The organism is Methylotuvimicrobium buryatense, assembly GCF_005931095.1.
Classification (GTDB): domain Bacteria; phylum Pseudomonadota; class Gammaproteobacteria; order Methylococcales; family Methylomonadaceae; genus Methylotuvimicrobium; species Methylotuvimicrobium buryatense.
In genome coordinates this window covers 322,663-347,473 of sequence record NZ_CP035467.1, presented here as the reverse complement: position 1 = coordinate 347,473, position 24,811 = coordinate 322,663, and the positions used below count along the sequence as shown (strand labels likewise).

The 24,811-nt window shown below is 48.0% G+C and carries 21 protein-coding genes; 7 read left to right on the top strand and 14 right to left on the bottom strand.

Going from position 1 to position 24,811, the window contains the following annotated elements:
- Positions 1–247 precede the first annotated feature (247 nt).
- Entirely contained in the window at positions 248–1,291 is a 1,044-nt protein-coding gene (locus EQU24_RS01645) for a sulfate/molybdate ABC transporter ATP-binding protein (protein WP_017841177.1), read from the top strand.
- A gap of 312 nt (positions 1,292–1,603) precedes the next feature.
- Here the strand turns inward: EQU24_RS01645 and EQU24_RS01640 are convergent, their stop codons facing one another.
- Both EQU24_RS01640 and EQU24_RS01635 read right to left on the bottom strand, forming a co-directional pair.
- On the bottom strand, positions 1,604–2,239 hold the full coding sequence (locus tag EQU24_RS01640; protein ID WP_017841178.1) for an RBBP9/YdeN family alpha/beta hydrolase: 636 nt from the start codon (positions 2,237–2,239) through the stop codon (positions 1,604–1,606).
- Positions 2,236–3,105 (bottom strand): EAL domain-containing protein, encoded by an 870-nt coding sequence (locus EQU24_RS01635; protein ID WP_017841179.1) that lies wholly within the window; start codon positions 3,103–3,105, stop codon positions 2,236–2,238. Before EQU24_RS01635 ends, EQU24_RS01640 begins: the two co-directional genes overlap by 4 nt.
- A 257-nt stretch (positions 3,106–3,362) precedes the next feature.
- On the opposite strand from EQU24_RS01635, the gene EQU24_RS01630 reads away from it, so the two are divergent.
- Entirely contained in the window at positions 3,363–4,262 is a 900-nt protein-coding gene (locus tag EQU24_RS01630; protein ID WP_017841180.1) for a LysR substrate-binding domain-containing protein, read from the top strand.
- Between the two features lie 184 nt (positions 4,263–4,446).
- Here the strand turns inward: EQU24_RS01630 and EQU24_RS01625 are convergent, their stop codons facing one another.
- From EQU24_RS01625 to EQU24_RS01605, 5 genes are all read right to left on the bottom strand, one after another.
- Positions 4,447–5,982: a hypothetical protein gene (locus EQU24_RS01625; protein WP_014146756.1), complete on the bottom strand. Its 1,536-nt coding sequence runs from the start codon at positions 5,980–5,982 to the stop codon at positions 4,447–4,449.
- Positions 5,983–6,436: 454 nt separating this feature from the next.
- Positions 6,437–8,158 carry a 5-bromo-4-chloroindolyl phosphate hydrolysis family protein gene (locus EQU24_RS01620; RefSeq protein ID WP_175421652.1) on the bottom strand — a complete coding sequence of 574 codons (1,722 nt, stop codon included), beginning with the start codon at positions 8,156–8,158 and terminating at the stop codon, positions 6,437–6,439.
- Positions 8,159–8,372: 214 nt separating this feature from the next.
- The gene (locus tag EQU24_RS01615) at positions 8,373–9,320 is read right to left on the bottom strand and encodes an SPFH domain-containing protein (RefSeq protein WP_017841182.1); all 948 of its coding nucleotides are present in this window, start codon (positions 9,318–9,320) and stop codon (positions 8,373–8,375) included.
- A complete protein-coding gene (locus tag EQU24_RS01610; protein ID WP_014146752.1) occupies positions 9,317–10,240 on the bottom strand; it encodes an SPFH domain-containing protein in 924 nt (307 codons plus the stop codon). Before EQU24_RS01610 ends, EQU24_RS01615 begins: the two co-directional genes overlap by 4 nt.
- A gap of 9 nt (positions 10,241–10,249) precedes the next feature.
- Positions 10,250–10,753 carry an NfeD family protein gene (locus EQU24_RS01605; protein ID WP_014146751.1) on the bottom strand — a complete coding sequence of 168 codons (504 nt, stop codon included), beginning with the start codon at positions 10,751–10,753 and terminating at the stop codon, positions 10,250–10,252.
- Positions 10,754–11,250: 497 nt separating this feature from the next.
- On the opposite strand from EQU24_RS01605, the gene EQU24_RS01600 reads away from it, so the two are divergent.
- Complete coding sequence (locus EQU24_RS01600) at positions 11,251–11,637, top strand: hypothetical protein (RefSeq protein ID WP_014146750.1); 387 nt, start codon at positions 11,251–11,253, stop codon at positions 11,635–11,637.
- 255 nt (positions 11,638–11,892) lie between these two features.
- Positions 11,893–12,078: a putative motility protein gene (locus tag EQU24_RS01595; RefSeq protein WP_017841184.1), complete on the top strand. Its 186-nt coding sequence runs from the start codon at positions 11,893–11,895 to the stop codon at positions 12,076–12,078.
- 294 nt (positions 12,079–12,372) lie between these two features.
- Here EQU24_RS01595 and EQU24_RS01590 read toward each other — a convergent pair whose 3' ends face one another.
- The 3 genes from EQU24_RS01590 to EQU24_RS01575 form a co-directional block, all read right to left on the bottom strand.
- The gene (locus tag EQU24_RS01590) at positions 12,373–13,182 is read right to left on the bottom strand and encodes an alpha/beta fold hydrolase (RefSeq protein ID WP_017841185.1); all 810 of its coding nucleotides are present in this window, start codon (positions 13,180–13,182) and stop codon (positions 12,373–12,375) included.
- Positions 13,175–14,191 carry a M14 family zinc carboxypeptidase gene (locus EQU24_RS01585; RefSeq protein ID WP_026130224.1) on the bottom strand — a complete coding sequence of 339 codons (1,017 nt, stop codon included), beginning with the start codon at positions 14,189–14,191 and terminating at the stop codon, positions 13,175–13,177. The genes EQU24_RS01590 and EQU24_RS01585 overlap by 8 nt, the downstream gene beginning before the upstream one ends.
- A 350-nt stretch (positions 14,192–14,541) precedes the next feature.
- Positions 14,542–14,955 carry a hypothetical protein gene (locus tag EQU24_RS01575; RefSeq protein WP_014146746.1) on the bottom strand — a complete coding sequence of 138 codons (414 nt, stop codon included), beginning with the start codon at positions 14,953–14,955 and terminating at the stop codon, positions 14,542–14,544.
- 610 nt (positions 14,956–15,565) lie between these two features.
- Here EQU24_RS01575 and EQU24_RS01565 point away from each other — a divergent pair.
- A complete protein-coding gene (locus EQU24_RS01565) occupies positions 15,566–16,954 on the top strand; it encodes an esterase-like activity of phytase family protein (protein ID WP_017841187.1) in 1,389 nt (462 codons plus the stop codon).
- Between the two features lie 687 nt (positions 16,955–17,641).
- Here EQU24_RS01565 and EQU24_RS01560 read toward each other — a convergent pair.
- Positions 17,642–18,280 (bottom strand): DUF47 domain-containing protein, encoded by a 639-nt coding sequence (locus EQU24_RS01560; RefSeq protein WP_175421651.1) that lies wholly within the window; start codon positions 18,278–18,280, stop codon positions 17,642–17,644.
- A gap of 372 nt (positions 18,281–18,652) precedes the next feature.
- Here EQU24_RS01560 and pssA point away from each other — a divergent pair, with 372 nt between their 5' ends.
- Both pssA and EQU24_RS01545 read left to right on the top strand, forming a co-directional pair.
- Positions 18,653–19,165 (top strand): CDP-diacylglycerol--serine O-phosphatidyltransferase, encoded by a 513-nt coding sequence (pssA, locus tag EQU24_RS01550; protein WP_026130226.1) that lies wholly within the window; start codon positions 18,653–18,655, stop codon positions 19,163–19,165.
- A gap of 9 nt (positions 19,166–19,174) precedes the next feature.
- Entirely contained in the window at positions 19,175–19,843 is a 669-nt protein-coding gene (locus tag EQU24_RS01545; RefSeq protein ID WP_017841190.1) for a TVP38/TMEM64 family protein, read from the top strand.
- A 92-nt stretch (positions 19,844–19,935) separates the two neighbouring features.
- Here EQU24_RS01545 and EQU24_RS23185 read toward each other — a convergent pair whose 3' ends face one another.
- The 3 genes from EQU24_RS23185 to EQU24_RS01530 all read right to left on the bottom strand — a co-directional run bounded on the left by EQU24_RS23185 (position 19,936) and on the right by EQU24_RS01530 (position 24,354).
- Entirely contained in the window at positions 19,936–20,067 is a 132-nt protein-coding gene (locus tag EQU24_RS23185; protein WP_017841191.1) for a hypothetical protein, read from the bottom strand.
- Positions 20,068–21,293: 1,226 nt separating this feature from the next.
- The gene (locus tag EQU24_RS01535; RefSeq protein ID WP_017841192.1) at positions 21,294–21,911 is read right to left on the bottom strand and encodes an inorganic pyrophosphatase; all 618 of its coding nucleotides are present in this window, start codon (positions 21,909–21,911) and stop codon (positions 21,294–21,296) included.
- A gap of 751 nt (positions 21,912–22,662) precedes the next feature.
- Positions 22,663–24,354, bottom strand: coding sequence for a choice-of-anchor I family protein (locus EQU24_RS01530; RefSeq protein ID WP_017841193.1), 1,692 nt, complete (start codon positions 24,352–24,354; stop codon positions 22,663–22,665).
- Positions 24,355–24,811 lie beyond the last annotated feature (457 nt).

Genomic DNA, 24,811 nt, shown 5'->3' with positions numbered 1-24,811 from the left:
CAAGCTCCGCGTCACTGCCATTAAGTGAAGCCGTCACAGAGAGAAGTAATGCTTGCATTCAGGCTCTACTGTGCCTCAAAAGCTTGCCATCCATGGCACTGGATTCCGGCAGTCCATGGCGGAATGACGGACTTACCTTAACTTAATGCCAGTGACACAGAGCGTGGGAACCATTTGAAAAACCATTAAGCTGGGTTTCACGTTGTTCAACCCCACCTACATAAACAAATTGAACGAGAGCATCACTATGAGCATTACTTTAAACAATATCGGCAAACGCTTCGGCAATTTCGCTGCTCTGGACAATATCAACCTGGAAATCCCCGAAGGCGAATTGGTCGCCTTACTGGGGCCGTCCGGCTGTGGCAAGACCACCTTACTACGCATCATCGCCGGACTGGAACAAGCGGATCGAGGACAGGTTTTATTGAACGGCAGCGATGTCACCGACCAACCGGTCAAAAACCGGCAAATCGGCTTTGTTTTTCAACATTACGCGCTATTCCGGCACATGACGGTATTCGACAATATCGCCTTCGGTCTCAGGGTCAAACCGAGAAAGGAACGTCCTAGCGAAACCAAAATCCAGGAAAAAGTGCATGCGCTTCTCAATCTGGTGCAATTGGACTGGTTGGCCGACCGTTTTCCCGATCAACTATCCGGCGGTCAACGCCAACGCATCGCATTGGCCCGCGCCTTGGCGGTCGAACCGTCGGTGTTGTTGCTGGACGAGCCGTTCGGCGCGCTCGACGCCAGTGTGCGCAAGGACTTGCGCCTGTGGCTGCGGCATTTGCATCATGAGCTGAACGTCACCAGCATTTTCGTGACGCACGACCAGGAAGAAGCAATGGAAGTCGCAAGCCAGATTGTCGTGCTCAATCACGGCAAGATCGAACAAAAAGGCTCGCCCAGCGAGATTTACGACAGTCCGAACAACGATTTCGTGTCTCGCTTCATCGGTCATACCAATGTTTTTCAGCTGGAGAAAGACGACAGTTCATGGCTCGCCGGTGCCGGAATCATCATAGACGACCCGAAAGGAATCGTCGCCCACGTGCGTCCACACAATATCCAAGTCGAAAAACCGCAAGATCCCGCCAATTCCCCCGTTTACCTAAAAGATTGGCAACACCTAGGAGCTATCATCCGACTGGAATTGAGCAAGGACGGAACTAACGGTAAGGCAACGACAATCTTTGCGGAAATGCCGAACGAGCAATTTCGCGAACTGGCTTTGCAAAAAGGCGACCGGCTGTCGTTGCATATTAAACATGCGCATTGGTTTAACTGAACGAATAGATGGCGAGTTCAACTATTCGATCCTAGAAAAAGCATTTCACCATGAAGATCATGAAGAATAAGAAGTTAACTCAATAGCTTATTCTGTCTATGCAAATCATTTTTGCCCCCTAAAAGGTTATTCGAAATTTTAGGACAAGCCGTTGAAAGACTTCATGCGCTTCATGGTTAAACTGCCGAATTTAGAATAAACGCCATTGAGGAAACATGGCTAAGATAGTAAGCATGGCAGGGTTTGCATCGCAATCCTTTGTCAAAGGATTGCTCCGGTTGGAAGCTTTATTGAGAAAGAAGCAGCCTTTCCTTAGGCGGAATAGGGCGATGATGAAAACATCAGTTTTTTCGGTAGTTGAATCGATAAATTGACCATAGCGCTTTCAAGCAAAACTTGCAGTGACGTGACCCATTCCACTATCAACGGCCACTCGCCATAGCCGGCCTCGCTGTTGATGTGGCCCGCATTGCCAGCGTCATAAAGCGTCAAACCCCATTGACGACTGAATTGTTCGGCCTGACTGAATTGCATCCAGGGATCGTTTTGACTGGCTACCAACAAGCCCAATGTATCGAGTCGTCGATTCGGCAAAAAACCGGAAATATCGTTTTGAGGTCTCGAGTCGACAGCTATCGGCCCCGTCATAGAAAAGCGCTGCGGCGACGCCGGCGCGACCAAGATCAAACCGGCTACTTTTTCAGGAAGACGTGATGCTACCAAAGCGCTAGCCAGACAGCCGAAACTGTGCGCGACCAGAATCACTCGGTTGGGCGTCGCATCGATATGCTTTTCGATAGCGTTGGCCCACGTCAAAATTTGCGGCAGTTCCCAATCGATACCGCCAACGCGCTCGCTGTTAGGCAGCTGCCGTTCCAACCAGCTCTGCCAATGCTTATCGTCACTACCATGAAAGCCCGGTATGGTTACTATTTTAATTTTCATCATGCAACTCCCGAAAGGCGAGAAAATGTGTCTTTGTTCAAAGAAACCGATTGTTCGTAATAAGCGCCTTGCACCCAATTGAATCCAATCGTACGAGCCAAAGCCTTGATATTGGCATCCTCGATATCAAGCAACGCTGTTTGCCCACCGACCGAATCCGTCAGTTTGTGCAAGCGATGCAGTTTGTGCGGTAATTGATTGTCTTGAATCCTGCCAAGATCCTTGGCCGACAGACCGACATTATCTGGCGATAAGGCCGTAATCAGCTCTAAAGCCGAACCACTCAAACCGTTGTAATCAAATTTAAGGGCCACTCGATAACCGCGCTGCCGGTAGTTTTCAAGCCCCTTCAGCAAGACTTCGTAATAATTGGCATAGACGCTGCTTACACTCAAAGTAATTACGATGTTATTGGGCTCCAAACCGCATTTCCCGATAACTTCTTGAAAATACGCTCCATGATCTTTCTTGACGCCGAGAATATGCCTAGGATCGACCTCTAGTTGCAAAAAAAACGGCTCATGGGAAATCGGCAAAAAATTGAGCATATGAACGGTACGAGCTAAACGATCAAAATCGACTATGGAATCGGGACAAATTGATTGCCGTGCAGGCAGCGATATAATCAAATCCAATTCATGGCTTTGCAGATGCGGAATTTCGGAAGTGCTGACATTAAGCTTGGCAATATAGCCTGCTATCGTTGAGGGTTTCCGCGTTTCGCGCAGAGGCGCCAGTTCAGTAGTGATATGAATGGGACCGAATAAACCATGCACGACTCCTTCTTTTAAAAAGAAGGGACGGAAATTGGTATGATGCTCCCATTCAAGGCGGTCATTGAAGTGTTCGACGAGTTGTTCTAATGGCATTATCCTGCTCCTTGTTGTACTTAGGCTTTGCTCTGTTCAGGTAGCGAAAAAAACAGGCGGAGATGTTTTTCCGCCTGACAAATATCCCTATGATTTAAGGAGGAGTTCAATACGAATCCGTTCAATCGCGCTAACGAAACGGCTCTGGCCATTTGTTGGGTTCAGAATAGCGGGATTTCTTTGATTATTAAAACGATATAATTCGATTTATACTTCTAAAAATTAGATATTAAAAACGCTTCAGGCCATCGCATCTCATGAATCTCAGCCAGATTGAATTACTTCGCACTCTGCATGAAAACGGTTTCAACCTCTCCAAGGCCGCCGACAGCATGCATATCGTCCAGTCTGCGGTTAGCCGGCAATTACATTTATTCGAGGAGGAATTGGGCTCGCCTTTATTGACAAGAAACGGCAAAAAACTGACCGGTCTGACCGAACTGGGACAAAAGGTATTGGCGCAGGCATCAACCATTCAACAAGCCAAAAAAAATATCAAATCGCTCGCCTCGGAATACCGCAATGGCGACAGCGGAATTTTGCATGTCGCGACGACGCATACCCAGGCAAAATACTTTTTACCGAAGCCGATACAACGCTTCCGCGCCAAATATCCCGGCGTCAAGGTTTATATCGTGCAGTCCTCGCCCGACCACCTGATCGACTTTCTGCATAACGATCAGGCCGATCTGGCCATTTGCACCGAAAAGGTCGCCGAAGATGAAACCTTGATCATCAATCCCTGTTACGAATGGCACCATGCCGTCGTCATCCCGAAAGAACATCCGCTGGCTAGCGGGGACTTGACCTTGGAACGCTTGGCCTCGTTTCCCATTCTCACCTACTCGCTCGGCTTTACAGGCCGTTCCAATATCGAGAAGGCCTTTAACGACCGGGAATTGCAAATGGATGTGGTGCTGGCGGCAGCCGATACCGATATCATTAAAACTTATGTGCGTTTGGGATTGGGTGTCGGCTTGATCGCCAGTATGGCCTATGATCCGATAGCCGATACTGATTTGGTCGTCCGAAATTTGCCCGGACTCATACCCAGCTCGATGACCAAAATTGCTTACTTGCGACAGAATTATTTACCCGCCTACAGCCGGCATTTTATTGAAGAACTATTGGACGCCGCCCAAGAAATGAACGCCTGAGACAACCAGTCCCTTTATACTCAAAAAATGGATAACCATATGAAGTTATGGGGAGTGGCTAGCGAGGATGTCGGCAGCAGGGCAGATTTTGCAGGAGCAAAAATCCGCCTAACACCCCGACACCCCGACACCCCTTTCACTAATACTGAAATTTAAGTACTATCGGTCTATTTACGGTAATCGCCTAATCGTCGATACGCGCGGTTTTAAAACGGGCCGTGGCTCCAAGCAGACCAACTACGAAGAAAGCCGTACCGACTACAGTAAAACGCAGATTCGACTCTTGCATGCCCAAGTCGTCGGTCGCATAAAGCATGATTATAACGGCGACCGCCCCCCATCCTAGAAATCGCAACGTCGCGTCTAGTAGGCATTTACCTAGCGTTTCCGATTCGGTCACCGGAGTGTCCATGCGATAAGCCACAAAGCCGCATATCAGCGCCGGCAGGATTCCCCAACGCATATGATCAAAAAAGCTTTCCCAAAAAAAGAAATACTCTCTGCGGTAGAAGGTTAACTCGAGTACCAGTGTCGAGACCGTGGTACTAACAACGAAGCCCATGATCATCATCGTCATATAAAACCCGTAATAGCGATCGTATTGCTCCCGCTGGCGGCTGAAGACAAGCGTCCGCAAAACGAAGATCAACGCTAAAGGAAGGACATACATCGGCATGACATAAGCCATCCAACGAAGCGTTGTATAGCTAAAATGGGCCAAAGGCTTATCCGGAAACAGGAAAGCATTATGTAACGAAACCGAAATTTCTCGGCCTAATATGACTCCGATAGCGGAGGCCGCCATGAAAATCAGAATATACTTATAGGTGTGTTTCAAGCGGGCTTCGTGAACATTTCCACCGAGTTGCTTCACGGTTGTCCAAATATCGTTTTCGCTAGCGCTACCGAACACAATCAAGGAGGCAAGCATGCGGCACAATAAACCGGTGAGTTGATCCAACTCTTTGATCAAATTGACTGTCTTGGTGTAATGCGGCTCCGCTTCCTTCCAAACTGCCACTTTTTCCGACATGGCGTTATAGGAGATACAAATTTCCCCCCATTTCAGAGACGGTTCGTTGAACAGTCGACGAAAAGACGACTGATTCGCATAATATTGTATCCGATCAAACAGCAGGCAATTATGAGCCCATTTATATTCGACCGTGGCACTGGACATGTCAAAGTCCCCGGGGTCGATGCTCGACACTAACAATCGATTGGCAATTTGCTCTTTCAGTTTCTCGTCAACCGCCGACAATCTTGAGGTGACTAGAGCGTTATAAACTTCTACCGCCTTAGTTGGGATGGCAAAAGCATCATGTATGCTATCTCTCAAAATCAGCAAAGGATTAATTTTGCTTTCCCAAGCGATAAAAAATAGAAATAGCCCAGCGGCAATCAACGGTACGATCGTAGTACCGTCCAAGCCATTCAGAAGATCCACTAACTCTCGAGAACGAAGGTTCTTAACGATAAGTGTTACCAAAGGCTCCAATGGCAACCACTGGAAAGTCAGTAATAAATATAGAGCCGCCATGAACGCGCAGTACGACGCAACCCCTAACCAATAGGTGCTTCTGCGGATAAAATATTGCGGAAGCGTCGGTTCTGCGCCTAATTGAATCCGACGTTTTTGGAAGGAACGATAGGCCAGGAATACTACTGCCACGGTTCCAAGAAACTGCACCGCAAAGTTAATCATAAGTTCAACAGTCATCGTGCGCCTGCTCCTACGTGCTTTTTATAAGGTTCGAAAGGGTTGTCATCATAGTCAAAAGACAATGATATATCCGTGTCGGCTCTATGGCAGGTCCATCCGTTAATGCCGTAATTTGAATTACGATAGGTATAACCAGCCGAGCGTCCGTTGCGGTATCCAGTGGAATTATTATACTTGACGGATTATTATACTTGACATAGAGCGACAAGGTCTCTTACTGGTTTCAGAATAAACCGAAACATATTGTCGTTCAATTATCCCATCAATCTTGGGATGGAGAGGACCAAGATATTTTTCTTGGATGGCGATGAGAGGAATTAATGATGAAAACCTTTTTACGTACTCTGTTAGAGAGAAAACCAGGGGTAATGAATGCTGTCGAAATTGTAACCATTCAGTCCCCCGGCAATTGTTGTTCCCACGCTGGAGCGCGGAAACGATAGGATCGGCATCAACGAATACCTTCCCGCTTAAGTTGCGCGGTTAATACTTCAATTTTGACATCAAGATCGAATAGGTCATCTTCAAATAATTTTTGTTGCTGTTCCAGGAAGGTCGCTTCAATTGTTTCGAGTACATTACGAAAATTCTGTGTCAATTGCCCGGATTGGATATGGCTGTGCGTTTTGGCATAGCCTTCGGTGACTTGCATCGCTCCATCGAGATAAACGTTCAGAAATTTTCGAGCTTTGCGAATATCTCGCGGGTCGGCTTCGATTTCGCTCAAAATACTGTCGGCAATCATACAAATACGCTCTATCCGATTTTTGAATTCGTGATTATGAATTCGATTGCCGGCCTGTTCGATTCGCCGAATCATGCTACGGGACTCGGCGACCGTCTGCTTGACTTCATTGTCCGATTCGTCTGTCGTGCGGGGCAAATTTTGCTGTGCTTTTTTAACCAGCAAGCGGTCGTTCCGATCAATTTTAACAACCTCGATCCGATCGCCGTGACGCAGCGGTTCGAGCGTATCGGCAGAGAATCGTTGTTGATCGATCAGCACATAGCCGTTGCTATCGAAATCGACCATTGCTTCCCCGATTTTGCCTTTCAAGCCCTTTTGGCGCGAACCGAAAATAAAGCTGCCGGTAATAAGCAACGTAGCGAGCAGCATTGCTGCACTCACAGCGATACTCACCGACAATATCGTGTTGCTCTGATCGGCCGGGATGGGGCCGTCGAATAGATTCAAACTACCCAGCACGAAGGCGATCGCTCCGCCGATACCCAGCACGCCGAAGCCGGCAACGAAATATTCGGCGATCATCAACGCAATACCGAACAATAACAGCACTAGAAAACCAAGATTAACGGGTAAGGCTTGCATGCCGACCAAGCCCAGAACTAGCGCGATCGTGCCAAGGATACCGGGAAGAGTTAGGCCCGGAGCGAGCATTTCGATAAAAATCGCGAGTAGGCCCACAGAAATCAACATGTGCGCGATCTGCGGATGCGCGACTAGCCCCAAAATATGATCGATAAACCGCGGCGTAATCTGGCGAATTTCTTTATCCGAGAGAGCCAGTTTAAGCAATTGGCCTTGAAATTGAATTTCACCTCCGTCAACGGCTTTTATCAGATCAGAAAATCCCGGCACCACCAGATCGACCACATTGGCTTCCAAGGCTTCGTCGGCGGATAGGCTTTCGGCTTCGGAAACGAAACGTTCGGCAATATCCGCATTGCGATTGCGATGCTTGGCGATACCCCGCATGAAAGCCCGGGTATCGCTCATGATTTTCTTTGCCATGGTACCTTGTATCTCGCCGCCATCGCCCGCAACCGGCGATGCGGCCCCGACATTCGTACCGGAATTCATCACCGCAAGGTGCGTGGACAGCAAAATAAATGCACCGGCCGATGTCGCGCTGGCGCCGGCAGGACCCACGTAACCGATGACCGGCACCTTAGACTCCGAAATTGCGCGAACCATGTCTCGCGTGCTACTCAGTAAGCCGCCCGGGGTATTGATTCGTAGAATCAACGCAGCTGCGGAATAAGCTTCTGCTGTTTCGATTGCATGCTCGAGCAGGGCGGCCGTACCCGGATTGATTACGGCATCTATGTTTACCAGGTATACGGGAGCCGCTGAGTCATTCGGTTTTTTTCCGTGCGCCAAGCCGCCTATACCGACAAACAGCGATAACAACAGGCAAGCGCCGACGAGCATTCGCAACGACTTGATTGAGGGGAGTACACGAAACAAGTTCATCTAAGAAGTCAACCCGCCATCCTAAAAGTGCAATTGAATGCCTTAAGCTTTGGCAGGACGCGGTTTGCAACCGTGTCCGAAGCAAGCCGAAACGCTTAGGCCAAACCGAAACGTTAGGGACGGGTTAAATAACCCGTCCCGCAGGTGTAAGTTCATCTAAGAAGTCAACCCATCATACACTTGCCTTACGATCAATATGTAAATCGAGCGCTTCCAACAGTTGGTTCAAATTAGTCAAATCGGCAGGAAAGATCACCGAAGTCTCAGCATCGGCCAAATGCGCGATATTATTGATAAATTTTTCCGATAAATTGAGTTTAATGGCTTCCTCGCCGCCGGGCTGGACGACTGCATTACCGATTTTCTCGATGGATTCGGCCGTCGCGGTCGCCAAGGCCAAAATTTCGGACGCCCTACCTTCGGCTTCGTTGACCAAGCGTTGGCGTTCGCCTTCCGACAAATTGATCAGTTCGCGCATCGTACCTTCGGACGTGTTGATTCGGCTTTGCTTGTCGCCTTCGGCTCTGGCCAAAATAGCCCGCTTTTCCCGCTCGGCGGTCACTTGTTTTTCCATCGCACACTGAACCGTGCTCGGCGGTTTGATATTCTTAATTTCGTAACGATGCACATGCACGCCCCAGGTTTCACCCGCGGCATTGAGCGTATCCACCACCGCTTGACTGATCATGTCGCGCTCTTCGAAAGTTTTGTCCAACTCCAACGTACCGATCACCGAACGGGTTGTGGTCTGCGCCAACTGCATCGCGGCAAACCGATAATCGGTCACGCCATAAGTCGCTTTGATAGGGTCGGAAACCGACATATAGATAACGCCGTCGACTTCGACCTGCACCTCGTCCTTGGAAAAACATTCTTGCGGCGGAACATCGATGGTTTCTTCACGCAAGTCCTGTATCGCGGTCACGACATCGATAAACGGGATCAACACATGAAAACCGGGCCCCAATGTAGCCTTATACTTGCCTAAACGCTCTACAATCAGAGCGGTGCGCGTGGAAACGATGCGTATGGAGCGAAATAACTGTGTAATGATGACAAGAAAAATGATGCCCCATACGGCAAAATTAAACAAATCGATTGGACTAACTTCGTTATTCATTTGTTTGCTCCCATTTTAGCGACCGGCAGGTTTTGATTAAGCGCCGACAGCAGACCTTTGATGTGAGCAAGATCGGTAGGCAACACAGATACGTTGGCCCCTTTCATGACCTCGCCTGTTCGATCGATAAAATCCTCGACCAAACGCATTTTTACCGCCATATCGCCGCCCGGCTTCTTGATGGCTGCCGCGACTTTCTGCAAGCCCTCGGCGGAGGCTTCAGCTAGTATCCCAATTTCACTCGCGCGCCCTAAGGCCTCATTGATGCGTTTTTGTTTCTGGCCTTCGGAAATATTGATCGCCTCCTGACGATGACCTTCCGATATCAGAATTTTCGATTCTTTTTCCGCCATGGCCAAAGTGATTTCCGCACGCTTTTCGCGTTCGGCCTCCATTTGCTTTTCCAAGGTATGCACCACTTGTGCAGAAGGTGAAATATTTTTGATTTCGTAACGCATAACCTTGATGCCCCAAGGGTCCGAGGCTTTGTCGATTTCTCGTACAATCGCTTCATTCAATTTATCGCGCTCATAAAAGGTATCGCCGAGCGTCAGCTTACCGATTTCGGAACGCATCGTCGTTTGCGCCAAATTAACGCTGGCCATCTGATAATCGCCGATTCCGTAACTGGCCCGTTTGGCATCCATGACTTTCAAATAGACGATACCGTCGACCGCAACCTGGATATTGTCTCGGGTGATGCAGCTTTGCGCCGGAATATCGAACACTTGCTCACGAATCTCATGACGATAGGCTACCTTGTCCAAAAAGGGCACGACAACATGATAACCGGGCTCCAGAACGCATCGAAAATTGCCTAATCGCTCCAAGACACAAGATTGCCGCATCGGAACGATAATCAACAGCTTCCAAAAAATGATACCGGCCAATATGACGAATATCGTAAGGGTAGTAAGCATAACGTACTCCTATTTTATTGAGTTATTATTCGAGTCGGTTTCGTTCATGGTTTTATTGGTTTCGATGGCATCAACCACCCACACCAGATTTTCGCGAAAAATAATGCGCACCTCGGCCCCAACGTCCAAATTTTGGTCATTACGATAGCTTCTTGCTTTCCAAGTACTTCCGCGAAACGCAATGCGCCCCTCGCCGCCTGCGGGTATAGCCTCGCAGACTTTAGCAATTGCATCGTAGGCGTCCAGATCTTCATCGGTCTTGCCCTGTTCGACTTGTGCGGGAATGAATTTTTGGGCGACCCCACGCAATCCGAAGACCAACGTTAGGGAGCCGATAAACCAAACGGTAAAAGCTTGTAACCAGCCTTCTATCAAACCGGCGTATAGCAAAGCGGAAACCAGAACGGCGCCGAGACCTAGAAAAAATACTATCCCGCCGGGCAACAAAATTTCCAGCAGCATGAGAATAATGCCGCCGATAAGCCAGATATTTACAATTTCATATCCCTGCATTGATTATCCAAAATAAGGAACGAGCATGAAATAACTTCGACAAATGCTGAGAGGGGGTTCGGTGGCTCGATTGAAGGGCGTCGGCGGCAGAAATAGCCGCCGAGCTTACATGGATGTATTCACGGCGTCCTATCAAACGAGTCGCCGAACCATCACAATGCCTAAAACTTGTAGAAGTAAATTTCTGCATATTCCTAAGACGGTTTATATCGGTATCGGAGCACAGATATGCCGGCTCCTGATAAGAAAAAAAAGCGCGTGAGACTATTTACATTAAACCCCACCTTCGCCTCTTTAATCGAAAAGGAGGCATGCGTGGAATTGATTGTAGTTAAATTTATTCAAAATGGTAGCTTGTAAATGAATTCGCGGATTTAACCAACCATTGCTTTTTTGGCGGGCCTATTCGAAAGCATATCGCATTCGAAATATTTCGAGATACTTTCCTTCTGCACGCGCGTACAATGAATCCGCTTATTTAACACAGAGGTAAAACTATGAAAATTATAAAATTTGCAGCTTTATTAGGTTTAATGGCTATTACAGGCCATGCGTGGGCTGAAGCCGCCTTCGAATCGATACAAGACGTTCAAGGAAAATGGAGATTGGAATACACTAAAAAGTCACTCGATACCAAAGAAACGATAAAACGCGAAGATACTTGGGCTTTTAATGACGGAAAAGTCACTATAACGAATATCCCTCGAGAGGGCTCATACTATGACCAATTGCCGGTAAAGTATGAAATAGAGGACGGCAAACTCAAAATTGCCCTATTAGGCCGCTCCGATCGCTTCGATACTTTTTCCCTGATCGAAAAAGATGAAAAAAGCATGACTCTCAAAGGTAAATACGGCGACATTTATTATTTCCAAAAAAAATAGCTTTTTAACTAAGTAGCATCGTTATATCGGATAACAATTCCAACGTTTCTCTCCCTTTTCAGCGCCGCTTTATAGGGGCCCCTTTTAATGCTCCTTGCGATAGAAATGCGGCGCTACCATTCCGGTTTTCAATACATACCTGAGAGCCATAACCATAATTAGTCCTTCTCATAAAATCGAAACACGCCGCATCTCAAGTAACGTGAGGTCTTGCCGATAACCCGTTTGCGATTAAATAAAAAAGAGGAGTATGTCATGGTAGATTCCGTCTCGGGCTTAGCCAATCTAGCCACCCGAATGTCCGTACAGCAAACCGCACTCGATGCCAATGTCGCGGTACTCAATAAAATTCAAGATCAACAAGAAGCGGAAGGCGAAGCCGTAGTAAAGTTGATCGAGTCGACGTCCGCAGCCAAGGACGGCATCGATGTCTATGCCTAGTCATTGCTCATGATCCTAAATTTGGCAGCTTAACCATCAAGAAATCGAGGTTCCTGAAGAATTTCAAGACATTACCTAATCGTTCTCGCTAACCTCTTGGGTGAGTGAATGCTCTATACATGCTCATAGCACATAGCAAGTTATTGAACTATGCCTTTCGTACTTCAAATTTCGGCAGCGCCTGAGGAGGCACCGGGGTGTGCGGCAAAGGCTTTGCCAGCAAGGCGCTGGCATAGAGCCTACATGGACGTATTCACGGCGTCCTTTGACGAACACCCGGTGACGAATTTTGATCTACGATGAGTATAGTTGCTCGGGATCTCTGTCGATGCACGACGTTCTTTGAGACACCCAATCCTGTATTTGCGTCGCCACCCATCCGCCGTCATCGAGAGTCAAATCATGGCCTGCCCAGGGATGGGCACGCAGTTCAATACGCCATTTTTTATGAATAGCTTCAGAGCATGCCGGCGATACCAGACGATCGCCCTGCCCGTTCAATAACAAAACCGGCTGTTGCGGCTTGCTATGACTCGGCTTATAAGTGGCTGCCGCAACAATCTGCCGTAAAGCATTTTTAGTAGATACAGGCCGTGCTTTTTGTATCCGCGACCATTCCTCGATTGTCGCCTCATACCGATCTTTACGATTACTAACCAAACGAACAATGCGGGATTCTCGTCGAAAAATATCGCGCGTCATCGCCAATTCTGCAAAATCGCGATAACTTTGCCGACGTAAGCGCATATAAAATGGACTTAGATCGGCAAAGCTGGTATTCATCAAAACCTCGCCCGCAATGTCTTCAGGATGACGACTCAACCATTCCCAGGCAACCATCGCGCCGAGTGAAAGTCCCAGAATTGAGACAGGCTTTTCCAGCCAGCCTTTCGCGAGTGCATCACCACGAACACTTTCTACTATCGCTCGTATCGAACATGGACTGGCCTTTCGATAATAGCAACCTGTGCCCGGCAAATCGATCAAGCTGATCCGGGATGCCGGAAATGCATCTTGCAATAGCGGTACAAAATCGCCCCAATGCGCGGACTCCCTAGCCAAGCCTCTAAGCAGAATCCAATGTTTTCCGAGCACCTCATCCATACCAAAGACCTAATGCCTTATTTTGATTATGTTGTTTTTGTTGCTGATCGAGCTTTGCCCAATGTTCCGGATACAATAAACTCCGTTGTAGAAAGTCGAACAGCATAAAGTGCCGCCTTAGAATTCTCTCCCGGCGATGCGGTAAGATCGGATGAAACAAACCGTGTTTCTGAAAGAGATGCATCGGGTTTTTGCGTAACCAAATCCAAGACCCCATCTCCAACGTAAACGGAAGAAATAGCCGTTCGGTACCAAACCGTTCAACGAACTCATCGAATAAGTAATCCCACAAATCGCCATTGATAACGTATTCTTTGCAAGTCGGCTCAATCGTGTAAATATGATGCGGATAACAACGGTCATAGCGTTCCTTTAAGCCCACGGTTTCCGCAATAAAAGTAAAAGGCGTTTTTTTTGATGCGTACGGAAACCACAAGCGATCCCGAACACCGAAACCCGAGTGTAAATCAAGCGCAATCGATAAGGGCGAGTTGAAAAGGTGGCGCTCAACGACGTTACACAAAGCTTGCGCTTCCAGCTCCATTTTCACTTTATTACCTCGATACCATGGCAGTCGGGCCGAGATTCGATGCCCGCTATATAATCGGCGTTTGCCCGGACCCTCGACGGGTGAGTTGCGCATTAAATCGACGCCGTTGCCATTACAACGAGTACCGAGATAAACTCCGACCGGATTTACGATGGGCACGAATACCAATCGCAATTGCTCGAGGCGGGTCAGCAACTCACGATCCCAATCCAGCAATTGAACGACGGTTTGAAGGTAGGACAAGATCACCTCGGAACCGATTTTTTCGAGTCCATGCACACCGCCGAAAAAACCCAGAACGGGCACATCGGGCCCTGCCGCTCCGATGCTGATGCAATGTATCGGAAATTCAAGCTCCCGGCATTGAATCCGCGAAATCACCTCGGTTTGAGCCCGTGTACCGAGTTGATCGATAATGCGTTCTAATTGGTCAAGTTCAGGAAATTTAACTCCGGTCATGACAGCCAATGGCATTGTTTTTTATTCAGCATCCCAAAACTCTAGCATGAAAAAAAGACAATTCAGTTAAAACCAATTACTCCCTCTATACTCAAAAATTGTCTAACTTTATACCCGTCGTAGATCAAAATTCGGCGCCTGGGTGTCCGCTAAAAGACGCCGTGAATACGTCCATGTAGTCTCTATGCCAGCGCCATGGATGGCGTGAATGTCGATTTTGCAGGAGCGAAAATCGACCGGACACCCAGGTGCCTCCTCTGGCACTGCCGAAATTTGAAGTGTGAAAGGTATATGAAGATGAGGGGTATGGCTAACGAAGACGCCCAAAACCATCCGATAGATCTTATCGGCTAAGATTCAGAAGCGTTTGGCCGGCCGGTTTTGACTTTTTCGACTTGCTCCACAGCCTGTTTTAGACCATCAATGTCCAATTTCGTTAATAAATGTAGTCCGGCACGAAGAATTTCACCTTTTTTGACATGAACGCCGGCCGTTAGGCAGGTTTTCTTCAACTCCGAAATTTTCTGGTAATCCTCTTCAGGAAACGAAAAACTGTCGCGGATCACTTTGGACTTGGCGGCTTTTTTCTTTTTGAGCGGCTTTTTAGCTTCGCTTTCAGCTTTTTTAACGTTAATTTCCGGCTCGGCAAATTCGGCTGATTTAGCAGCAGCCTGTTTTTTAGGCGCTTTTTTTGCCGGAAGCGGGGTTTCGGTTTCAATTGATTCTATTGCCGAATTTTTTGATTTTGGCTTGGTTGTATTCATGACGCCTCCTTAAGACAAGTTCATTAACAGTATATACCGTTTATACTGTTTTTCATGTTTTTTTTACCCGCCTTAAAATGCCCCCCCCGATACCGTCATTAATTACGTGCAAGGTTTGATCGACTACTTACAACAAACGCTAGACGGTGAACCGGTTAAACTTCCAGCGCCGTCCGAATTTTCAACGCAGTCGATCACCACACCATTACCATAAGCAAGCAAACCACTCTATCCTCACTGCCGGAATTCTATGTACAGGGATGTATATTTTTTCGTGATCGTAGCCTGCTTATTCAGAACCGCGCAATCCCCATACATTTTTCGAAAACCTTCGGCATGCTTCATGGCTTGTATCTATTGCGTATTACTTTTCATCAAAATGCCTTTGAACCGTCATCATTTTATAACGATTCGAGAGCAGACTCTGCTTGCGTTAGCATCGACAACAATGACGGTTGCGTAACGCTGGCGGATTATCGTCAGTGGTATAAACACTTTCGCACTTACATAACCAGTTGCAGTAAAAGAAAGCGTCCGTCTGGCTGCAATCGAGCGGTTGAGTTTGACTGCAGTCAGCCCGATCAAATCAACCATAACAATTGAGGACAAAATGAAAAAAATGATTCGATCACTAATCGGTGCGGGCCTCCTGGTTCAGGTTGCCGGCGTATCGGCCCTTGAAATCAAGGCCTCTTTCGAGCCCGCAATCGACGATCCATCGCTCGATTTGGGTTACTACACCCATCCGGCGGGAGGACAAACTCTTTCGTTGTTCGGCGGTGCCGGCAGCGGCAGTTACCGAGGACCGGGCGATGCCCCCAACATCATTTGGACGGTCGGCGACCGGGGACCGAATTTTACCTGCGATGCCGCGCCTTCGGTATTGGGATTGACCGCAGCAGTTGCATGTCCAGCCGATCCGCAGCGGGGAGTCGCTGCCGGCGTCGGGCGTATCTACCCACGTCCGGATTACGCCCCCAGTATCTATCAACTGCGCATGGAAAAAAGCGGGTTGTTGAAAGTGCTTAAAGTCATTCCATTACGCAATATTGACGGCACGCCGATCAGCGGTTTGTTGAACCCGCAAATCACCGGCACGACCGAGATACCGCGCGACGGCGCCGGTAACGTGCTCGATCAAGATGCAGGCGCAATCGATGCCGAAGGCTTGGTTCGCTTACCTCATTTCGGCGGGCGGTTTTTCATCGGCGAAGAGAACGCTACCGGTTTTGTCGAAGTCGCATCGGACGGACGCATTCTGAAACGTTTCGTGCCGGCCGGTACCGAGAACGAGTACACACATCCGATTGAAGGCTTGCCTGCCGGCTACCCGGTCGAAGGCTCGTTGCCGGAGTTGTTGGCCAAGCGCCGCATCAATCGCGGCATCGAATCAATGGCGGTCTCGCCGGATTTCCGGTTTCTGTATTTCATCGTACAAAGCCCGCTCGACAACCCGAATACATCAGTGCGTGATACGCCGAACATTCGCCTCTATAAAGCGCGTCTGAAAGCACATCCTAAAGGTTCGAAGATCGAGGTCATCGGCGAATGGGTCTATCAGCTCGATCCGGTCAGTATCTTACAAAATGTCGGTGTGACTGATGCCAACCGGATACGCGATCTGCGCATCAGCGAAATGATGTGGCTCGATAAAGAGCGTTTTCTGGTGATCGAACGCACCGACCAAGCAACCGCGTTGTACGAGATCGATCTGAAAGACGCGACCAACATTGCGGGTTCCGAATGGGACGACCCTCTGACCATTCCAACGCTTGAACAATATCCGGATTTGTCGGCGGTAGGCGTTAAACCGGTCGAAAAAAAACTCCGCTTCATTGCTTCTTCGCTTGACGGCGCCGAGCCGCAATTCGCCGAGAAGCTGGAAGGACTGGGCTTGACCAATCAAAAAGAATTGATTCTTATCAATGACGACGATTTCGGTATCACCGGCCAGCGAATCCGCGTCGATATCGTCAAAGGCGCCGGTTTCGGTCGCTAGATCAGCGATCTTAAGACAAGGCGCATCGCGCTGATGCCGATGCGCCTTTTTCGTACATCGTCACACGGAGTATACCCATCGTAGATCAAAATTCGGCAGCAATCAATGGCGCTTACCTTCGACTGGAAACAATCCGCAAACTGGATTTAACCAAACCGACAGTGAACTGGGTGGATTAAAATCTAGCCCTACCCTTGACACCAATACCTTCATTAACGAGCAAGCCTTAACGTAGCGGTCGGATACTGAATGCGGACCATCTCCTGGTAACGCATGGCACTTCGATACCCTCAGCGGCCTTCAGCTCCACTTCATCAAGTCTTCTCAGTACTTCGCTGGGGGCAGTCAGTCCCGGGCAAGTAGCCGAGGTGCCTGTACCGAGCCCAGTGTGGCTGATAGGCAGCGGCCTGATGGGATTGCTGTGCTTGAAAAAGCGCTTGAACGCTTGCTAATTCGGTCTGATCGGCACTTCGAGATAAGCTAACTCGTCGAGAGACTAATACCGATAATTACTTTACACGCTTGGGGACAAGCCAATAATTTCGACTGTAGAAGGCTTGCAAAACCCGGAATGATCGGTTTCCGGCTTTTTGTCTTGTTTTATTATCAAATCATCTTTTTCTCTGCGAATAGTGAATAGCTCTATATCGTCAGTAAAACTCCTCATGAACAACGATCCAACCCGGCTCAAGCTCTCTGGCGATAACGGATAATGCGCTCGAATAACAGCGCTGCATGATAGGCAGCATCAGTCGTTTCCTCGAGCACACCTAGAATTTCGGTCCAATTGCTCTCGTCGATCAAAGACATTACGAGAAGACTGCGTTGTTTCTTACGCCAGTCGTGATAGATGCTATCGGCGCTAGATTCATGGTGTTTGAGTTCCTTGGAGCACGCTCTGACGTTAGCCAATTCATTGTTAGGATACTCGCCGATTTCGATTCTGAGCCGGTCGATCATCGATAGTATTACCTTGAGCATGGCATGCGCGGCGTCTTCGATTTGTTTGGGGTGACAGATATCAATCAGGCGTGCGGTATTGTTGAGGCCATCGACGATGTCATCGAGGCGTTTGATCAATTCCTCGGTGATGCGAATGTACTCCGAGTAGGTCAAATGCTCGAGCGCGCGAAACGCTTCCTCGGTCAATTTGTCTCCCTTTTCCTCCAGAATCTTTGCTTGAGCGATGTGGAGACCGCGTTCGTCCAAATTCGAAAACAGCAGGCCCAATGCCTGTGCACAGTCGAGGGAATTATCGAGATGTTCTTTGAATATTGTGTCCAGCGGACGGGAGTTTAGATGATGCTCGAGATTATTGTTGGTCATAGCACAAATTTTAAAGTTGGAAAATTCGTATCGGTGTTGCCAGCAATTCCCAGTTTGAGCAGTTTCGCCGATTTTAGGGTGTGGGGTATGCCTGTCGAGGAACGCCGTAAACCCATCCATGGGGCTTGGCGGCAGCTCCCTGCTGCCGACATCCTCGCCAAGCATACCCCACACCCTTTTTGATCTCCAAATTGGGAATTGCTGCGGTGTTGCGATTCCGAAATCTTATATTGGCTCGATAATATGACAAATCGATGACTGTTCTCGATTTAACTGGGATCGGCCGGCGATGACTAAATGGTTATCGCTTCATCATCCTGTCACAATATCTTTTTACGATCGCGTATCGGGGTTAATTTCAGCGGGGCGGTCATGTATCTAATCAAATATCTGAAACTAGCGGACATTTTCACGGTAGCGAATCTGTCCTGCGGCATTCTTTCGATCATCATGTCGATCGAAGGAAATTTAGTGCTCGGTGCGACTTTATTATTCATCGCGGTGATTTTCGACATCTTGGACGGTAAAGTTGCCGGCTTGATGCATCAGAAGAATTCGTTCGGCAAACAAATCGATTCAATGTCAGATTTAATATCGTTCGGCGTCGCGCCGATGTTTCTCTTTTACGCCTTGCAAACGCCGGCACCCTGGGTATCGGTTTTGTTGTTATTTTTCATCACCTGCGGCATGTTCAGATTGGCCCGATACAACGTTTCGGAAGCGCAAGGTTTCGAAGGCGTACCGATTACGGTCAATGGCGTACTGTTTCCGGTTCTTTTTTTGATCTACAGCAATTTTCCGGCAAGCCTGAATATATGGCCGTTCATTATTATCATACAAGGCTTGCTGATGGTTTCGACACTAAAAATATCGCGAATCTTTTGAGGCTCGCCTATGAAAAACGTTAAGTTATGGTTGGCCATTATATGCCTGATCATCCTGATGTCTTTTTACATGGCCGGTATCCTGACGCTCGACAATATCAAGACCAATGAAGCCTACCTGCGCGTTTTCATCGAAGACCATTATGGTTTGTCGGTGCTGTTGTTTTTTGTCGCCTGCACGCTTTTTATCAATTCGCCGATTCCGCTGGCCGCCCCGCTGAAAGTGTTGGGCGGCTTCTTTTTCGGATTCTATTGGGGGGCGTTTTACAACATCGGAGCAACCCTTTTGGCGTGCCTGGTTGGCTTCGGAATCAGCCGTTACACATTCAAGGATCTATTTGAAAAACGTTATTACGATAAATTGCAAACGATTGAGAATGAAATTGAGACAAACGGGTTTTATTATTTCTTGTCGTTGCGGTTAGTTATGGTCGTACCCTATTTTCTGATCAATATTTTGGCCGGCCTGTCCCGAATTTCCTTCAGGAAATATGCGACGAGCACGCTAGCCGGCATTACGCCGGCTTCGTTCATTTATGCGAACGGCGGCGACAAGCTCGAACAGATTACTTCACTACAGGAAATATTCCGATTCGACATCATCCTGTCATTGACTGTAGTGGCCGCGATTTCGCTGTTTCCGGTGATCGTCAAGAAATACCGTTACAAAAGCTCGTAAAAAATGCAGGACGAGAAAGATGAATGCATAAAGCCTAAAGCCCGTCGCCCTGGGTGTAATGGCATTACTAACGTCATTCTAACAATCGTAAATTAAGCATCGTCCGAAACCAAAAGCTCTGCGTTGAGCTCGATGCGTTCATAGTTGCTGATGACTGTGCTTCTCAACGGATAATCAGAAATGGGGCCGTCCCGATTCAAACGCTCAATCTCCCGCTTTGCCATAATTTAGATACTCGGTTCGATGTAAGAAACCATTGGAGCCTTGGCCAATTCAAGCGGATTCATCAAAAGTTCTACCAGTCGCTAATAACGAACGGGGCACCCGATGCCCAAATTAGGTAGCAAAAACTTACCTGATTAACAAGATGCTTCCGCTTGCGGAAGCCAAGTGTCCGCGCAGGGGCCGGTCGTAGTCGCAAAAACTTCATTATGCTGTTACCCAAGCTCCAGCTCTCGTCTTTATACATAAGTATAAATATATCTAATTGTGCAAAAAGTAGCGACCGAGCGCTAAATTACAGCAATTCCCAATTTGGAGATCAAAAAGGGTGTGGGGTATGCTTGGCGAGGATGTCGGCAGCAGGGCAGATTTTTGCTCCTCGGCAATTGCTGAGTTACATGGATGTAATGAATGCAGAAAATGCAGGAGCATTTTTCTGCCCTGCATTGCCCTACTACACGCCATCCTTGGCGTTCGAGCTGCCGCCAAGCCCCCATGGATGGGTTTACGGCGTTCCTCGACAGGCATACCCCACACCCTAAAATCGGCGAAACTGCTCAAACTGGGAATTGCTGGCTAAATTGTTGTGTTGTCCGGAAAGGCTATTGGTGTTTGAGCGTTACTGGCTTCGATAGTCGCGACGAAGGCGTCGCTCCCACAGAGAGCGGAGGACGCTCTGTGGGAGCGATCCCCTGATCGCGATCTCGAAATCGAAAGTGTTAAGTAACAATAAATGGTATCGAGGTCTCATTGGTTAAGGTTGCAAAAGGGTAATTTTTGACTTATGTATAACGATGAGAGCTCCAGCTTGGGTGTAACCTGTTCAGGAAGCTCTAGTTTCCACTGCCATTAAGTTAAGCCGTCACAGAATAAGTAATGTTGGCATTCAGGCTCGAATGTGCCTCAAAAGCCTGCCATCCATGGCACTGGATTCCACCAATCCATGGCGGAATGACGGGTTTCCCTGAACTTAATGGCAGTGAGCTCTAGCTTCCCGACAATCAAGGACGATTGAACGAGCGAATCGGGGCTGATTATGAATAAGCGAATGTTGCGCCGGTCTCAGGAAGCTAGAGCTTCCGGAGTGTCTTTCCCAAGCTGGAGCTTGGGAAAGAGCGTGATGTGGGTTGGCCGTTTTTCGCTTGACTCGCTGGCTTACGAACCCCGTCCTGCTAGGGATATGCTGATCTTTGGGCTTTAGCTGAAGAAACTTGCTAATCAGGAAAATTTATGAGTCGCAACCGAAATGGCTTTGATAATCCGCTAATGATCTTCTGATTACTTCGTGAGCTTCCTCTCGACCGTAGACTTGTGTGATTTCGCAAATACTGGCTTCGTCAGGGAGATGTTTATAGGTCAGAAAATAATGCTTCAAGCGATCAATATAGGATACCGGACAATCCGACACGTCATTCCACTGCCGGTAAAACGTGTCTCCTTTCATGACGGCAATAATTTTATCGTCAGCTTCTCCGCCGTCTAACATACGAAATCCTCCGATGGGTATCGCTTGTAAAAGAATGTCGCCATGCGATACGTTGCGCTCACTCAACACACAAATATCCAGTGGGTCGCCATCACCTCCGATTACCTCTCTACTCGATTTCTGTTCGGCAAATTCGGCTACTTGTTCCGCACAAAAGGTTTGTGGTATGAATCCGTAAAGCGTCGGAATCATATTGGAAAATTTTTGCGGCCTATCGATTTTAAGGAATCCGCTCACTTTATCGATCTCGTACTTGACTGTGTCCGAAGGGACGATTTCGATAAAGGCGGTAACGATATTCGGTGCTTCGTCGCCCGGGTGTATGCCGTGCCAGGGGTGTGCTCTATGTTTGGTATTCATTTACAAATATGTTCTGAAGTTAAAATTAAAAACGAAAAGGCTGCGCTGCGGGAGGACTTGTGTGCTCCATTTCTATTAATGTATCAATCTAATAGAACTTGTCGAGTACGTCGAGGAATTGTTTATAAATTTTCTTAAACGGTTTGTTTCTATAACACTATAAAAACATTTTAACCACGGAACACACGAAATTCACTAAAGAAAGAGCGCAAAATAACTTCTTATACCTTTCTCACTTCAAATTTCGGCAGTGCCTGAGGAGGCACCGGGGTGTGCGGCAAAGGCTTTGCCAGCATGGAGCTGGCATAGAGCCTACAGGGATCTATTCACGGCGTCTTTTGACGGACACCTCGGTGCCGAATTTTGATCTACGATGAGTATAAATGATTACAACGCTCTAAGTTTTTGTCATTAAGAAGCCATCACCCAAATAAGTAATGCTGGCTTGAGGCTCTCATGTAACTCAAAAGCCAGTCATCCATTGCGCAATGACGGGTTTTCGATAACATAATGATAATTAGACTCTGCGTTGGATGAGGGGAATCAAAACCGAAATTTGAAGAACGAAGACTATGATCGAATATTTCCGTGTTTTTCGTGTATTCCGTGGTCGAAATTCTATGTAGGTTAATCGCCTCGGCCCAAATAGACAAGCTGCCTCTTTGCCGCAAAAAAAAGAGGCAGCTTGGATTTACAGTATAACGAATCGTTTAGTTATTTTTGCAACGTGTTAAAACAGAAGGCGATTAAACTATTTACGGAATCCTTTGATTGCCTTCGAACCGACCAAACGCTCCCGATCGATGCGGAAAACCGTCGTCGTACCGCTGACTTCGTTTGCAACGACCAGTAATGGTACGCCCGGAATCGGACTTTTCGAAGCTTCGATTACGATCAAGCCCTCTGCGCCTAAATCGCCGGCTTCCGGAGTTCCTGGTGCAAAATTGAAGTCGCGGTTATTGATGTATTGAACGAATGACGGTTGATAAGGGTTACTGATATCGTAAACCATTACGCCGCCAATACGCTCCAAACCGATAAAGGCGTAAGTGCTGCCCCACAATTTAGCGACTACCACACCTTCAGGTTCAGGCCCTTTGTCGTCACTGCGGGTTTCGAAACTGTTTTCGCGGTGATTGGAATTAAAATTTTCAGGGTAAACTTTAGCAGTGATGCGTTCGAAATCCGAACCACTGTCGTAGACTTGCTTCATGCTATCGGCGGCATAAATGGAAAACGAGCGGGCACCGAAGGCATAGATATCTTCGTAACACGAACCATCCGCACGTAAACCGTTTGCAGTCGTCACGTTCAAGCGACCGAGATTGGTATTGTCACGCAATTGAGAGAAAGTGCTGATACCCATTTCATTGTTGGCAAAGAAATCCAGAAAACGCGGCGAGTCGGCGCAAACGGGGATATCGCCCGACAGAGCGCGAAACCGGGAGGCTTCGACATAACCCGGATTGCCCAACCATTCACGCGCATCCCCTTCGTTGGCCGTTACGATGAACGATTTTCCCCGGTATTCGTAATTGGCGATTGTGTCCGGCATGTAGATGCCCCAGATAGGCCAATTAGTGATATTGATCTTGCCATCCCGATCGCTGACGTCGAGCTCGTTACCGGGCAGCATGTGATCTTTGAATCCCAAGCCATTGACTGCAGTGAACTTGCCGGCTTTGATGTCTAGCGTCCCGATCGCGTTGTTTTCTTGTAACGACACCCATGCGGTTTTCGAATCTTTGGAAACGGTTATCCATTCGGGCTCCATGTTTCTTGCGACACGTTTGCCGTCGCCAGGATTGACATCAGGTCCGAAAATTCGAACGGAAGCATCGAGATCGCTTTCTTTCAAACCTTCAAAGCCCGCCGTACGAACATGGCTTTGCGTCAATTTAGCGATTTGCTTGGGTAAATCGATGATGCTGACCGAACCTTCCGGATCGATTGTATAATCGTCGTTCGGTTCGCCTTCGTTGGCGACCAATACACGTTTGCCGTCCGGAGTAAAGGTTATAGCATCAGGCAACGCGCCGATTTGCACGCTAGCCAAAACATTACCCTCGATATCGAGGAAAACGGCCTTGCCCGGATCGGTCTTGACTGCCGCTTCAACGGCTGCTGCAACCAAACCTTTATGAACGGCAACACTATTTACTACCGCGCCGTAACCGGATAAATCGATATTGAATAGTAAGGTCGGTTTAGACGGATCTTTAATATCTAATACATCGATCTGACCGCTTTCGGCATTGACGACAAACAGGCGTTGCGATTCCGGATCGTGTGCGACGATCTCAGCAGAGGACTTGTCAAAAGTTCCCGTCGCATAAGTGCCGAGAGGGCTTAACTCAAGTTTAAACGGTTTACCGGCTTCAGCCTGACCATTGAGGACAAGACACAATCCGAAGACACTGCTTGCAAGGATAGTATTTTTCACTTTTTCTCCTAGCCTGGCGGGTTGAAAGGAAGTTCGCATAAGGTTAATGAGTCGATGCCAGACCTTTTTAATCCTAAATAAGCAAGGTTACATTTTGATGACTTTGAAATTTGCTTAGAACGACTAAAACGAGGAAAGAACGCTTTTCCTAATCGTTTTTCAATATGAGTTTTATACCTTTCACACTTCAAATTTCGGCAGTGTCTAAGGAGGCATTGGGGTGATCAGCAAAGGCTATGCCAGCATGAATGCTGGCGTAGCGCCTACATGGACGTATTCACGGCGTCCTTTGGCGGACAACCCGGTGCCGAATTTTGATCTACGGGTACTATGCAACCCATAAGCGCCAACTTAAAAGGGGCTCGTCATTCCGCCAGGGATTGGCGGAATCCAGAGCCACGGATGGCAATGCGCAGCACCACATTCATGCAACATGGATATCGACAACCTATACCGA